Raw genomic sequence first — 13,223 nt, 5'->3', positions numbered from 1 at the left:
CAAGAAGCTTCCCCTTCAATGATTATGACGGAGCATCAATACGGTTCGCCCTGTCCTGCGGGGTCGGGTGCCGGGGTGACGACGAGGGAGAGCGGCGCTCGGGACGGCCGCGCCGGCAGGCCCAGCGGGCGCCGACCCGGGGTGAGGGAGCCGAGGACCCGAGGGCCCCGGGCGCCCGTGCAGGCGGGGGCGTTGCCGGGAAGCCCGTGGAGGGTCAGGAAGCCGAGGACGGCGAAGGCGTACGCCTCCTTCGCCCCGGCGGGCATACCGAGCGCAGCGGAGTCCAACAGCGCCGTGTACGGCGGCAGTTCCTCCCGGACGGCGGACATGAGGGTCGGGTTGCGGGTGCCGCCGCCGGAGGCGAAGACCTCGGTGACGCCGAGCGGGCGCAGCGCGTCCGCGACGGTCCGCGCCGTGAGACGGGTGAGGGTGGCGACGACGTCCTGCGGGGCGAGGTCGCCGAAGCCGGCCAGGGCGGTGTCCAGGTAGCCGGGGTGGAAGAGTTCCTTGCCGGTCGTCCGCGGCGCGGGCAGCGCGTAGTACGGCTCCGCCAGCAGTCGGCGCAGGAGCGGCTCGTGGACCCGTCCGGCGGCTGCCAGGGCGCCGCCCTCGTCGTATCCCGGTCCGTCGGGGCGGAGTCGGCGTACGGCGGCGTCCAGCAGGGCGTTGCCCGGTCCGGTGTCGAAGGCCAGGGGCGGTCCGGCGGCGGGAACGGCGGTGACGTTGGCGATCCCGCCGATGTTCAGGGCGGCGGGCGCACCGGGGCGACCGCGCAGCAGCATCAGATCGATGAGGCCGACCAGCGGGGCGCCCTGACCGCCCGCCGCGACGTCGGCGGGGCGGAAGTCGGCGACGACGGGGCAGCCGGTGGCCTCGGCGATCCAGGCGGGACGGCCGAGCTGGAGCGTGCCGTGGACGGCGCCACCGGACGCCCAGTGGTAGACGGTCTGTCCGTGCGAGGCGATCAACTCCGCCGCACCCGAACACAGTTCGCGGTCGGCCCGGACGGCCAGCTCCGCGAAGGCCTGCCCGATGCGCGTGTCGAGGACGCACACGTCGGCCAGGGTGGTGGGCGCGGGCGGCAGGGCCGCGGTGAGCGCGGCGCGCAGCTCGTCCTCGTACGGGGCACTGATCATGCCGAGCGGGACCAGGCGCAGGGTCTCGCCGCCGTCGGCGAACGTGATCTCCGCGGCGGCGGCGTCGATCGCGTCGTGGGAGGTGCCCGACATCAGGCCGACGACCCTCATCGCAGGGGTCGCAGATGGTCGTCGCGGCGCAGGCTCGCCAGGGCCACCGCGCTGAGGGCGCAGGCACCGGCGGCGTAGAGGGCGGGGACGTCGGTGTCGCCCGTCGCCGCGGTCACGGCCGTGACGAGGAGGCCCGCACAGCCGGAGAACACCGCGTTGGCGAGGGCGTAGGCGAGTCCGAGCCCGGTGCAGCGCACGGACGCGGGGAACATCTCCGCGAGCATGGCCGGCCCGGGTCCGGCGAGCAGGCCGACCGCGGCACCCGCTCCGAGGAGGGCTGCCGCCTTGGTCGGCGCGGAGGCGCCCGGGTCCTGCACGAGGTGCAGGAGGGGCAGGGCGAACACCGTGACGCACAGGGCGCCGCACAGCATGACGGGGCGACGGCCGACGCGGTCGCTGAGGATGCCGGCCGGCAGGATCGCGGCGGCGAAACCGAGGTTGGCGACGGTGGTGGCGATCAGGGCCTCCTGGAAGGACGCGCCGAGGGTGGCCTGGAGATGGGAGGGGAGCACGACGAGGAAGGTGTACCCGGCCGCCGACCACCCCATGATCCGGCCGATGCCGAGCACGACGGCGCGGGCCGTGCCGGGCGCCTTCGGGGCGGGCGCCGGCGGGACGGGCTCCGGCGACGACCGGTCCGGATGGCTTCCGGGGGCGGATGGTTCGGGGTCGAAGGGGCCGGCGACGGAGGGTCCCGGGGCGGGTAGCCCGCTGGCCAGGGGTTCGCAGGCCAGGGGCTCGCAGGCCCGGGGCTCGCAGGCCCCGAGTTCAAGGCCGCGGGGCTGGGGGCCTCGGGGCGATCCGGGCGGCTCCGCCAGGCCGGTGCGCAGCCACAGCGCCACGGCGCCGAGCGGCAGCGCCAGCAGGAACGGGATCCGCCAACCCCAGTCGTAAAGGGCCGCCGGGGAGAGCGCGGTGGCCACGGAGGCGGCCGTGCCGGCGCCCGCGAGCAGGCCGAGGGCGACGGTGAGGGATTGCCACGCGCCGTAGCGGCCCCGCCGCCCCGGCGGTGCGTACTCGGTCATCAGCGCGACCGCGCCGCCGAACTCCCCGCCCGCGGAGAGGCCTTGCAGGGCGCGCAGCAGGGTCAGCAGCCACGGCGCGAGCTCGCCGGCCGTCTCCCGGGTGGGCAGCAGGCCGATCAGGGTGGTGGCGGCGGTCATGAGACAGACGACGAGGACGAGGGTGGGGCGGCGCCCGACGCGGTCCCCGAGCCGACCGAACAGCAGGGCCCCGACCGGCCGGAAGAAGAAGGCCACCGCGAAGGAGGCGTAGGTGGCGAGGAGCGGTCCGGCGCCGGCCGGGTCCGTCGTGGTGTCCGGGGTGAAGAACCGGGCGGCGATGACCGTGGCGAAGCAGCCGTAGACGCCGAACTCGTACCACTCGACGAAGTTGCCCGCCGAGCCCGCCAGCAGGGCGCGGCGCGGGTGGCCGGTGGCCGGCGGGGCGGGTCCGCGCAGTTGGAGAGGGGTCACCGGTGGTGGGTGCCCGGTGCGCGGGGCGGGGATGCCTCGGGGCCGTGTGGTTCAGCACATCGGCCCCGGTCGGGGCGGCGGCGCGGGCAGCGGGCAGCGGGGCGGCCGTGCCGCTGTCAGGTCGTCGGGTGGAGCCGGGACGTCCGCAGCGGGTCGGTGGCCCGGGCGGGTGCGGGGGCCGGGCCGGCGGCGAGGGCGCTGCCCGACAGCCAGGTGCGCCAGTCCAGGTTCCAGTCGCCGATGCCGTTGCTGAAGGGGGGCATCGCGTCGCCGCCGCTGTTGACGACCTCCACGATGTCGCCCTCGCGCACGGTTTCGAAGAACCACGCGGCGTCCTCGGTGCTCATGCCCGTGCAGCCGTGGCTGACGTTCTCCTCGCCCTGCGCCTCGACCGACCAGGGCGCGGCGTGGACGTACTCGCCGCTCCAGGTCACCCGAGTCGCGTAGTGGACGGGCAGGTCGTAGAACTCCTTGGTGCCGCGCCGGATCCCGACGGAGTCCCCGCGCATCCGGACCTTGCGTTCCTTGCCGAGGACGACCTTGATGCCGCTGCGGGTCAGGAAGCCCGCCTTGCCGGTGGTGACCGGGATCGTCCTGATGACCCGTCCGTTGCGGCGTACGGTCATCTCGTGCGCGGCCGAGTCGGTGACCGCCTCGATCCGGTCGCCGACGGTGAACTCGACCGGCTCGGAGGGGCCTCCGTAGCCCTGCTCGCCGAGTTCGACGCCGTCGAGGCCGCTGCGGACGCGGACCACGGTGTGGGCGGGCCAGTAGGTGCGGGGGCGGAAGTGCAGCGTCGAGTCGTCGACCCAGTGCCAGGCGCCCTCGACGTGCGGCTCCGACGTCACCTGGAGGGCCTGCTCCAGCCGGCCGCGGGCCCGCGTGTCGTCCGCGGGTACGGGCCGACTGAGTTCGGCCGTGACGATCTCGCCCGCGCCGTACGTGCCGGGCCGGGGTCCGAAGTCCACGGTGAGGGGGACTCCGTCGGCGGCGGAGGTGGCGGGCGGCGCGGTCCTGAACGCCATCGTCGCGGCGACCGGCACGCCGGATCCGTCCTGGGCGCCGACGCGCACGGTGTAGCGCTCGCCCGCCCGCAGCGGCTCGGTGTTGCGCCAGCGCCCGGTGCCGGGTTCCAGTTCGCCGGCCAGGTGACGGCCGTGGGCGTCGTGGACGGTCACGTCGGTGAGCCGCCCCGAGGCCTCGGCGGCGATCTCCAGCGGGCCGTCGGCGTCGGTCGGCAGGACGTCCCCCGCGACCGTGTAGGGACCGCGCAGCACGGCCCCCTCGCCGCGGGCGGTCGCCAGCACCCGCTGCTCCCGCCAGGCACCGCACAGACCCGCCCGGAACGACCCGGCGGCGCACCGCACCCCGCCGGTCCCGGTCCCGCCGCCCACGTCGAGCGCGCGCGAGACCAGCAGCGTCACCGCCGCCTCCGGGGCCGCACCGGCACCCCATCGCGGGGCGCCCGCTCCGGGGGTCCCGCCCGGGGCGGCCGCCGTGACCAGCACGGCACCCGTCACCGCGGCCACGACGCCCCAGGCACTCGTCCGCTTCGTCCGCGGCATCGCCACGCAGGCCTCCCAGATCTCGTACGCCGGATGGCAGCATCAAAACGATCGGGAGCCAAAACGATGATCACAAACTCGGCCCTGGGGCCGAACGGGTTCCCGAAGTGAACCCGGACGGAGCACTTCTGCTTGCGGGAGCGGTCGGTTCGCGCCGGCGGGGACCGCACCCCGGCCCGGTCCGCGGTCGCCTCCCGGGCACGGGCACGCCCGCACCTCGGGCCCGACCGGCGGGCGGCCGAACGGAAGGTTCCGGTCCCGTAGGCTCGGTGGATGGCGAAGTACTTCGACGTGCACCCCGAGAATCCTCAGCGGCGCACCATCAGCAGCGTGGCCGACAGCATCCGTTCCGGGGCGCTCATCGCGTACCCGACCGACTCCTGTTTCGCTCTCGGATGCCAACTGGGCAACCGGGAGGCGCTCGGCCGGATCCGGTCCATCCGTGACCTCGACGACCGGCACCACTTCACCCTCGTGTGTCAGAACTTCGCGCAGCTGGGCCAGTTCACGCACGTGGACAACGACGTCTTCCGCGCCATCAAGGCGGCGACGCCTGGCCCCTACACCTTCATCCTCCGCGCGACCTCAGAGGTGCCCCGCCAGCTGATGCACCCCAAGAAGAAGACCGTCGGGGTCCGGATCCCCGACCACCTCGTGACGCAGGCACTGCTCGCGGAACTCGGCGAGCCGCTGGTTTCCAGCACCCTGCTGCTGCCCGACGAGGAAGAGCCGATGACGCAGGGCTGGGACATCAAGGAGCGCCTCGACCACGAGGTGGACGCGGTGCTCGACTCGGGCGACTGCGGCACCAGCCCCACCACCGTGATCGATTTTTCGAGCGGCGAGGCCGAGATCGTGCGCCGGGGCGCGGGCGACACGACACGATTCGAGTAACCGCCACCTCTCGTCCCCATCAGGGCGGATTCCGGTTCCGGGGCCGGAATCCGCTGGGCGGAGTGCTTCAATCCGGTCACGGGGGAGTATGCGGGGGGCAAATTGCTCCATTGAAACTCAAGCGATCCGGCCATCGGAACTCGTTTACGCATGAACAGTCTTGGTGCGTCGGCAGTAACTCGGTGAGGCGCCGGGGTTACCGAGAGGGGAAGTCCGTATGCAGGGTTCGAATTGAGCCGACCCACGACTCGACTTTCACAAGATCCGTTATGTAGGGTTCCAGTCATTCACCGTCCAACGGGGGGCGGCGAGCAACCCCATGCGCTGGTCCGGACTATTTCGGGAATGTGTCAGGGGCGGGGCTCGACGACCACCACCCCCCGCCACGCTCGACCGACACATTCGTGACCCGACACGGGGGACCACCATGCGGTTCCAGCTATTGGGGCCCCTGAGCATTGCGCACGGCCCCGAGACAGTAGTACTCAAACCGTCCAAGCCGACCAGTCTGTTGGCCGCGCTCCTCCTTCATCCCGGTACGGTCGTTTCCACCGACTACCTGCTCCGCGCGGTATGGGACGAGGAACCGCCGGCCACCGCGCGAGCGGCCCTCCAGACTTGCGTGTTGCGACTGCGGCGGCTATTCGCGAAATACGGCATATCCGCGACCACCATCGAGGCCGTGCCCGGTGGATACCGGATGCACAACGACACCGGGACGCTCGACCTCGTACTCTTCCGCTTACTGGCCGCCAAGGCGCGGGCCGCCACCGGGACCGACGAGGAGCTGTACCGGCTCAGGGAGTCCCTCTCGCTCTGGCAGGGCCAGCCGTTGGCCAACGTCGCCTCGCGCATGCTCCAGCGGGACGCGGTGCCCGCGCTGGAACAGGAGCGGCTGCGCGTGCTGGAGCGGATATGCGACCTCGAACTCGCCGCCGGGAACTGCCACCAGGTCCTCGTGGACCTCTACGAGAGCGGCCGCCGGCACCCCGTACGGGAGCGGTTCACCGAGCAGCTCATCGAGGCCCTGTACCGCACCGGCCGGCAGGCGGAGGCGCTGGCCGAGTACCGTGCGGTGCGCGACCGGCTCCGTGACGAGCTCGGCGTCGACCCCGGGCCGGGCCTGCGGCGCCTGGAGATGGCGATCCTGCGCTCCGAGGAACTGGGGCCGCCGCGCCCCGAGGAACAGGCGCCGCCCCTGCCGACGCCACCGCACCCGCTGCCCCCCGTACGTCCCCCCGGGCGCGGCGGGCTGCCGTCGGTGCCCGGTTTCGCCGGGCGGGTCGCGGACCTGCGGACGATGGCGCTGCGGCTCACCGACGCGGACGGACCCCGGTTGCTCGTCGTCTCCGGCGCTCCCGGGATCGGCAAGTCGGCGCTGGCCCACCAGTGCGCGCACCGGGTCCAGGACGCCTTCCCCGGCGGGGTGTTCAGCGTCGACCTGGGCGGTAACGAGGGAAACGGCGTCACCGCGCAGGAGGCCCGGGGGCTGCTGCCCGAGCCGGGCGACGGGCGACGGCTGCTGATCCTCGACAACGCCACCGGTGCGGGGCAGGTGCTGCCGTTGCTGCCCGCCTCCGGTGACGTGTCCGTGCTGGTGACCAGCAGGCGCGGGCTCGCGGCGGTCGTCGCGACGCACGGCGGCGCGGTCCACCGGCTCGACGTGCTCGGCCCGTCCGAGGCGCACGGGCTGCTCGCCGGACTCGTCGGAGCCGAACGGATCGCCGCCGAGGAACACGCCGCCCGCGAACTGGCCTCGGTGTGCGGGTACTTCCCGCTGGCCCTGCGGATCGCCGCGGGCCGGCTGCTCACCCGTCCCGGGCTGTCCGTCGCGGACTGCGCCGCCTGGCTGTCGGAGGACACCCCGGGTCGGCTGGCGCTGGCCGAGGACGCCAGGCTCTCCGTCCCGGAGGTCTTCGGGCAGGCCCTCAGCGCCCTCCCGCCCGAACTGCGGGAAACCTTCCTGCGGTTCGGTTCCCTCGACCCGGGCCCGGGGCCATGCACCGCCGGATCCGGGGTCGTCCTGGAACAGCTCGTGGAGGCGGGGCTGCTGGAGGACGGTCCGCCCGGACAGCCGTACCGGATCCATGCCTTCCTCCGGGTCTACGCGCGGTGGCTGTCCCGGGGACGGGACGGCGCGGCCGCGCTACCCGCCGCCCGCTGACCACCCTCCACGCCCCTCGCTCCCCCGGGCGTCGCTCCCGCACACCCTCCAACGGCATTTCCCACCTCGCATCACCGTCCCGACAGACCGCAATCAGAGGTGTTCCATGTCTCAAGCCAGCTACGAAGCCGTCGCCACGTCCCGGCCCCGGATCCGCCGCGACGTGCTCTTCACGCAGACCCCCGAGGGTGTGCTGTTCCACAATTCCGACGGCGGGTTCCGCCTCAACGCCAAGGCGGCGTACCGCTTCGCCACGCTGATCGTCCCGCACCTGACCGGCGAGCACTCCGTCGCCGAGCTCTGTCAGGGCTTGGGCGAACCCCAGCGCGCGATGGTCGGCGACCTCGTCAAGACCCTGTACGAAAGGGACTTCGCCAGATCGATCGCGGAACCGGGGCCCGCGGCGGCGGCCGCCGCACCGGACCCGGACGTCGCGCGCAGGTTCGCCCCTCAGATCGCCTACGCCGACCACTACGCCGATGACGCCGAGGCCCGCTTCATGCGCTTCCGCGGCACCCGCGTCGCCGTCCTCGGCGAGGACCGGGTCGCCCACTGGTGCGCCCTGAGCCTGGTCCGCAACGGCTGCGCCGAGATCGGCCTGCTGCCCGGACTGGAACCGGCGGAGATCCTCGCCGAGGCCGAGGAGGCCCGGGCCGACGGCGCCCCCGTACGCGTCCGCATCCTGCCCGACGCCCAAGGCCCTTACGAATGGGACCGGTTGGAGGGGTACGACTTCGTCGTGGTGACCGGCGGGGCGGCCGCTGCGGGCCGGCTCTTCCCGCTGCTGCGCGCCGGCATACCCGAGGGACGCACCCTGCTCCCGGCCTGGTCGTACGGCGACGACTGCGTCATCGGCCCGCTGATGACACGGGGCACCGCCGGCTGCTGGGCCTGCGCCGCGCTGCGCCTCGGCGCGGCACGCGGCGGTGCGGGGGCGGCCGAGCTGTGGAGCTCCCTCGCGCTGCCGGACGCCGCGCCCGCGGCCGGTCCGGTGCCGGGGCGGCCGCTGGCCGCGATGATCGGCAACCTGCTCGGGTACGAGGTGTTCCGCGCGACGTCGGGAGCGCTGCCGGCCGAGACCGCCGGGCGGCTCCTCGTCCAGGACACGGCCTCGCTGGACGTGGCCGCCGAACCCCTGTTCCCGCACCCCCGCTGCCCGTTCTGCGCGGACGACGAACCGGCCGCGCCGATCGACCTCGCCGCGGCCGGGACCACGGACACGCCCGCGCTGCCGACGCTGGAGACCGCCCGCGACGCGGACGACCTCGTCGCCGAACTGAACCGGCGCTCCGCCGTGGTGCGGCCGCTCGCCGGAGTGTTCACCCGGTACGCGGACGAGGAGCTGACGCAGATCCCGCTGAAGCTCGGGGTCGTGGAACTGGGCATCGGGCACTCCGGACCGCGCTCGGTGGCCGCCTTCGACATCCACCACGTGGCCGGGGCCCGGATGCGGGCCCTCGACGCGGCGGCCCTGGTCCACGCCGAGCACGTGGTGCCCGCCCGGTACCTCGTCACCGACGGCGGGGACGGCGCGGTCGTGCCCCCCTCGGCGCTCACCACGTCCAGCGGGATCCCCGGTGCGGGTGGAGCGCTCCAGCGGGCCTTCTCCCTGCTGACGAAGGAACCCGTACTGGTGCCGGCGGGCGCGGTGCGGCCGTTCGGGCCGCACAACGCCGAGCGGCTCTTCGAGCGGACCCGGGCCGGTGCGGGCGCGGGCCCCTCCCCCGCCGACGCCGCCGCGGCGGGCCTGCTGTCGGCACTGGGCCACGCCGCCCTGATGCGGGCCGTACGGGGCGCCGCGGCGGCCCCGGTGCCGCTGCCGGATCCGGAAGGCGAGGACGCGGAGCTCGGATTCCTCGTACGGTCGGCGGACCGACTGGGGATGGAGCCGGAGCTGCTGGACCTCGGCGAAGGGGCGCGCAGCGGGGTGCAGGTGCTGCTGGCCCGGTCGGGCGGGCGCTGGGCCCTCGGTGAGGGCCTGGACCGGCGCACGGCGGCCGTCTCGGCCCTGCGCGAGCTGCTGGGCGTGGCTCAGTACGAGGCGGACGACGCGCGCGGCGACCGCCCGGTCGACACCGGGGATCCGCTGGTGCGCGACCTCGACGCGCGGGCGCTGGCGGTGTCGGGTGCGGCCGGGCCCCTGGGCGCGGAGCCGGCGCTGTCGTGGGACGGGGTGTTGGAGCGGCTCGCCGCGGCCGGGCTCGACGCGTACGTCGCGGTGACGGGGTCGCCGGAGCTGGCCGGCGTCGGCGTCCACACGGTGCGGGTGCTGCTCGCGACGGTGCGGGAGCCGGGCGATGACGCGTAACGGCCGTCGCCCGCTGGTGCGGGTCGGGGCCGCGGTCGCCGACGGGCTCGGGGCGGGCGCCGCGGGGCGGTTCACCGCCCTGCTGGAGCGGTCCCTGGCGGCCCTCGACGGGCCGCCGGTCGCCCTGTCCGTCCTCGGCCTGCGGAACGCCTTCGCGGCCCCGGCCCCGGCTTCCGGGCCGGGTGCCGGGGCGGTCGACGCCGGTGTGCCGGTCGCTCTGTACGGCCACCAGGCCGTGGTGGGGCCGCTCGCGCCGGCGGGCGGGCCCGGGTGCGCCCGGTGTCTGGAGCGGCGTTGGCAGGCCGTGCGGTCCGTCGCGCTGCGGGACGCCCTGGAGTTGGGCGGGGGGACCCTGCCGGCGGGCGAATGGCCGTACGCGCACGCCTTCGCCGCCGACGCGCTGGCCGCGCTGGTCGTGCTCGTCGTGTCCCGGGCCGAAGGGGACGCCCCCGAGGGCTCCGGTCCGGCCGGCGGGGTGTTCCCCGAGGTGCGGCTGCTGGACCTGCGCGGCGGGGACGTTCGGCGCTACCCGCTGGTGCCCGACCCGGAGTGCCCGGGGTGTGGTGCGCCCACCGTGGACGAGCCGGTCGAGTTCGCGCCGGCGCCCGCGCCCAAGTACCGGCCGGGGGCGTTCCGTACCCGGCCCGTGGAGGCTTACGACATCGAGGTCGCCGCCTTCGCGAACCCGCTGTGCGGGGCCCTGGGTCCCTCGCTGGTGCAGGACGTCTCGTCGACCTCCACCTCGGCGACCATCGGCTGCTTCTCGATGCGTTCCGGCGAGTACCTGCGCGAGACGTTCTGGGGCGGTCACACGGACACCTTCGACCGCAGTGCCCGCGTCGGGGTGCTGGAGGGACTGGAGCGGTACGCGGGCATGCGCGCGCGGTCCCGTACGACGAGCGTGAGCGGGTCCTTGCGGGAGTTCGGGGCCTCGGCGGTCGACCCGCGCCTGGTGGGTCTGTACAGCGACGCCTTCCACCGGGACAACCCGAGGGTGCGCCCCTTCGATCCGGACCGGACGATCCCGTGGGTGTGGGGGTGGTCGCTGCGCGACCGGGAGCCCCGCCTGGTGCCGGAGGTGTTGACGTACTACCACGCGCCCGGTCTGGAGAACCGCTTCGTCCAGGAGAGCTCCAACGGGTGCGCCTCGGGCGGGAGCACGGCCGAGGCCTGCTACTTCGGGCTGATGGAGGTCGTCGAGCGCGACGCGTTCCTGCTCGCCTGGTACGGGCGCCAGCCGCTGCCCGAGATCGACCCGGCGACCAGTTCCCGGGCATCGACCCGGGCCATGGTCGACCGGCTCGCGCTGTACGGGTACCGGGCGCGGTTCTTCGACACCCGGATCAGCTTCCCGATCCCGGTGGTGACCGCGGTCGCGGAACGGTTCGACGGCGGGCCGGGGCGGATGTGTTTCGGGGCCGGTGCCGGATTGGACCCGGAGTCGGCGCTGGATTCGGCGCTGTGCGAGATCGCGACGGACGCCGTGAACCTGGCCGGGCGCACCGAGCGGGACGAGGCGCGGCTGCGGGCCATGGCCGCCGACTTCGACCTGGTGACCGCGTTGCACGACCACCCGCTGGTCTACGGGGTGCCTGAGATGGGCGCCCACGCGGACTTCCTGCTGCGCGGCGGGACCGGTGACCCGCCGCGGCCCGTGTCGGCGCTGGCTCCTCCCGGGGGCGTGGCGTCCGACGTCCGTGAGGATCTGGACCGGTGCGTGGAGGCCGTCGCCGCCGCGGGGTTCGACGTGGTCGTGGTCGACCAGACGCTGCCGGAGCAGCGGGCGTTGGGCCTGCACACGGTGAGCGTGTTGGTGCCGGGTCTGCTGCCGATCGACTTCGGTTGGTCGCGTCAACGGGCGCTCGGCATGCCGAGGCTGCGGACAGCGCTGCGCGAGGCGGGTCTGCGGGAGCGGGACCTGGAGCCCGCCGACCTGAACCCCGCCCCGCACCCCTTCCCCTGACCCGGCAGCCGTCGTGTCCGACATGAACCGAGGAGGACTTGTGGGCTACGCCCATGACTACGCCAGCGCCATCATGCACCGGGGCCGGATTCCCATGGAGCCCGTCGACTTCGTGCCCGACTGGTCCGACCGTCCGCGCAAGGCCAAGTTCTACCCGGAGGCGGAAACCCTGCCGCTGCCGGAGCCCGCGCGCGAGGTGGACCCCGTACCGGCCGACGGGTTCACCCTTCCGCTGCTGTCCGGGATGTTGCAGGACTCGTACGGGCTGAGCGGGCGCCGGCTGGGCGTGCAGGCCAACACCGACCTCGCGGCGCTCCCCCACTACACGCAGGCGAACTGGTCGCGGGGCACCTCATCGGGGGGCGGTCTCTACCCGGTCGGGGTGTACTGGGCGGCCGGGCCCGGCGGCCCGCTCGCGCCGGGGTTGTACCACTACGCCCCGCACCAGCACGGGTTGCGCCGGCTGCTCACGGGCGATGTGACCGGTGACGTCCGCGAGGCGCTCGGTGGGGGCCCGCGGGGCGCGTCGCAGTACCTGGTGCTGAGCGTCAAGTACTGGCAGAACGCGTTCAAGTACAACAGCTTCTCCTTCCACGCCGTGAGCATGGACGTCGGCACGGTGCTCCAGACCTGGCGGCTGTGGGCCCGGGCGTACGGACTGCGGATCGCGCCCGCGCTCTGGTTCGACGAGGAGCGGCTGGCCCGGCTGCTGGGTGCGGCCCCCGAGGAGGAGGGCGTCTTCGCGGTCGTCCCGCTGGAGTGGGAGGGCGGGGCGCCGGCCGTCGGGGGCGAGGTTCCGACCCTCCCGGCAGAGCGGCCGCGGGTGCGCCACCGGGACGCGGAACGCTCCCGTGAGGTGATCGCCTTCGAGACGCTGCGACGGATCCACGCGGCGACCCTCGGGCGGGCCGCCGACCGTCCGACACCGGGCGCCCTGGACGCGGCGGCCGCGTACCCGCCCCGGGGTACGGACCCGGTGGCGCTGCCCGCTCCGGCGGCGGCCGGGCTTCCGGTCGCCGACGCGCTGCGGGCCCGCCGCAGCAGTTTCGGCCGGTTCGACGCGACGCGGCCGCTGGCGGCGCAGGCGTTGGCGGCCGCCCTCGCGGACTGCGCGGCGACCGCGGTGGGCAGCGAGGCGGAGGGTCCCGACGGGCCCCGGCTCACCTCCCTGTACGTGTTCGTCAACCACGTCGAGGGGATCGCGCCGGGCAGCTACGCCTATGACCCGCAGGCCCACGCCCTGCGGCTGGTGGTGCCGGGGGCTCCCGGTCCCTTCCTCCAGAGCAACTACTTCCTGTCCAACTACAACCTGGAGCAGGCGGGGGCGGTGCTCGTGCCCACCGTCCGCACGACCGCCGTCCTCGACGCCGTGGGCGACCGCGGCTACCGGCTGGTGGGGGCCGCCGTCGGAGCCGTCGCGCAGACCTTCTACACCACCGCCTCCGCCCACGGGCTCGGTGCGGGCGTGGCGCTCGGATTCGACAACATCGCCTACCGCGAGCGGTTGGGGCTGACGGAGACCGACGAGGCCCCGCTGCTGATCATGCTGCTCGGTCACGAGCGGCCGCGACCCGCCGACTTCCGCCACGAGATCGCCTGAGCGGGCG

At 74.4% G+C, this 13,223-nt stretch carries 8 protein-coding genes; 5 read left to right on the top strand and 3 right to left on the bottom strand.

Features of this window, described 5'->3' with window-relative positions; all coding sequences use genetic code 11:
- Positions 1-35: 35 nt before the first annotated feature.
- From NOD94_RS17275 to NOD94_RS17265, 3 genes are all read right to left on the bottom strand, one after another.
- Positions 36-1,247: an anhydro-N-acetylmuramic acid kinase gene (locus NOD94_RS17275; RefSeq protein WP_281206837.1), complete on the bottom strand. Its 1,212-nt coding sequence runs from the start codon at positions 1,245-1,247 to the stop codon at positions 36-38.
- Complete coding sequence (locus NOD94_RS17270; protein WP_281206836.1) at positions 1,244-2,722, bottom strand: MFS transporter; 1,479 nt, start codon at positions 2,720-2,722, stop codon at positions 1,244-1,246. Before NOD94_RS17270 ends, NOD94_RS17275 begins: the two co-directional genes overlap by 4 nt.
- Before the next feature lie 116 nt (positions 2,723-2,838).
- Positions 2,839-4,287 (bottom strand): Ig-like domain-containing protein, encoded by a 1,449-nt coding sequence (locus NOD94_RS17265; protein ID WP_281206860.1) that lies wholly within the window; start codon positions 4,285-4,287, stop codon positions 2,839-2,841.
- Between the two features lie 273 nt (positions 4,288-4,560).
- On the opposite strand from NOD94_RS17265, the gene NOD94_RS17260 reads away from it, so the two are divergent.
- From NOD94_RS17260 to NOD94_RS17240, 5 genes are all read left to right on the top strand, one after another.
- On the top strand, positions 4,561-5,181 hold the full coding sequence (locus NOD94_RS17260; RefSeq protein ID WP_281206835.1) for an L-threonylcarbamoyladenylate synthase: 621 nt from the start codon (positions 4,561-4,563) through the stop codon (positions 5,179-5,181).
- A gap of 427 nt (positions 5,182-5,608) precedes the next feature.
- Positions 5,609-7,345, top strand: coding sequence for a BTAD domain-containing putative transcriptional regulator (locus NOD94_RS17255; protein ID WP_281206834.1), 1,737 nt, complete (start codon positions 5,609-5,611; stop codon positions 7,343-7,345).
- 106 nt (positions 7,346-7,451) lie between these two features.
- Positions 7,452-9,653, top strand: a complete 2,202-nt coding sequence (locus tag NOD94_RS17250; RefSeq protein WP_281206833.1) for a TOMM precursor leader peptide-binding protein — start codon at positions 7,452-7,454, stop codon at positions 9,651-9,653.
- Positions 9,643-11,616, top strand: coding sequence for a TOMM precursor leader peptide-binding protein (locus NOD94_RS17245; protein WP_281206832.1), 1,974 nt, complete (start codon positions 9,643-9,645; stop codon positions 11,614-11,616). Before NOD94_RS17250 ends, NOD94_RS17245 begins: the two co-directional genes overlap by 11 nt.
- Positions 11,617-11,656: 40 nt before the next feature.
- Complete coding sequence (locus NOD94_RS17240) at positions 11,657-13,216, top strand: SagB family peptide dehydrogenase (RefSeq protein ID WP_281206831.1); 1,560 nt, start codon at positions 11,657-11,659, stop codon at positions 13,214-13,216.
- The last annotated feature ends 7 nt before the right edge of the window (positions 13,217-13,223 follow it).

The organism is Streptomyces sp. Isolate_45, assembly GCF_024721315.2.
Taxonomy (GTDB): Bacteria; Actinomycetota; Actinomycetes; order Streptomycetales; family Streptomycetaceae; genus Streptomyces.
This window is presented reverse-complemented; position numbering and strand designations above follow the sequence as displayed.

Excerpts from the sequence above, each read along its gene's own strand:
- NOD94_RS17275 (WP_281206837.1), bottom strand. The coding sequence starts at position 1,247 with ATGAGGGTCGTCGGCCTGATGTCGGGCACCTCCCACGACGCGATCGAC.
- NOD94_RS17265 (WP_281206860.1), bottom strand. The coding sequence starts at position 4,287 with ATGCCGCGGACGAAGCGGACGAGTGCCTGGGGCGTCGTGGCCGCGGTG.
- NOD94_RS17260 (WP_281206835.1), top strand. The coding sequence starts at position 4,561 with ATGGCGAAGTACTTCGACGTGCACCCCGAGAATCCTCAGCGGCGCACC.
- NOD94_RS17255 (WP_281206834.1), top strand. The coding sequence starts at position 5,609 with ATGCGGTTCCAGCTATTGGGGCCCCTGAGCATTGCGCACGGCCCCGAG.
- NOD94_RS17250 (WP_281206833.1), top strand. The coding sequence starts at position 7,452 with ATGTCTCAAGCCAGCTACGAAGCCGTCGCCACGTCCCGGCCCCGGATC.
- NOD94_RS17245 (WP_281206832.1), top strand. The coding sequence starts at position 9,643 with ATGACGCGTAACGGCCGTCGCCCGCTGGTGCGGGTCGGGGCCGCGGTC.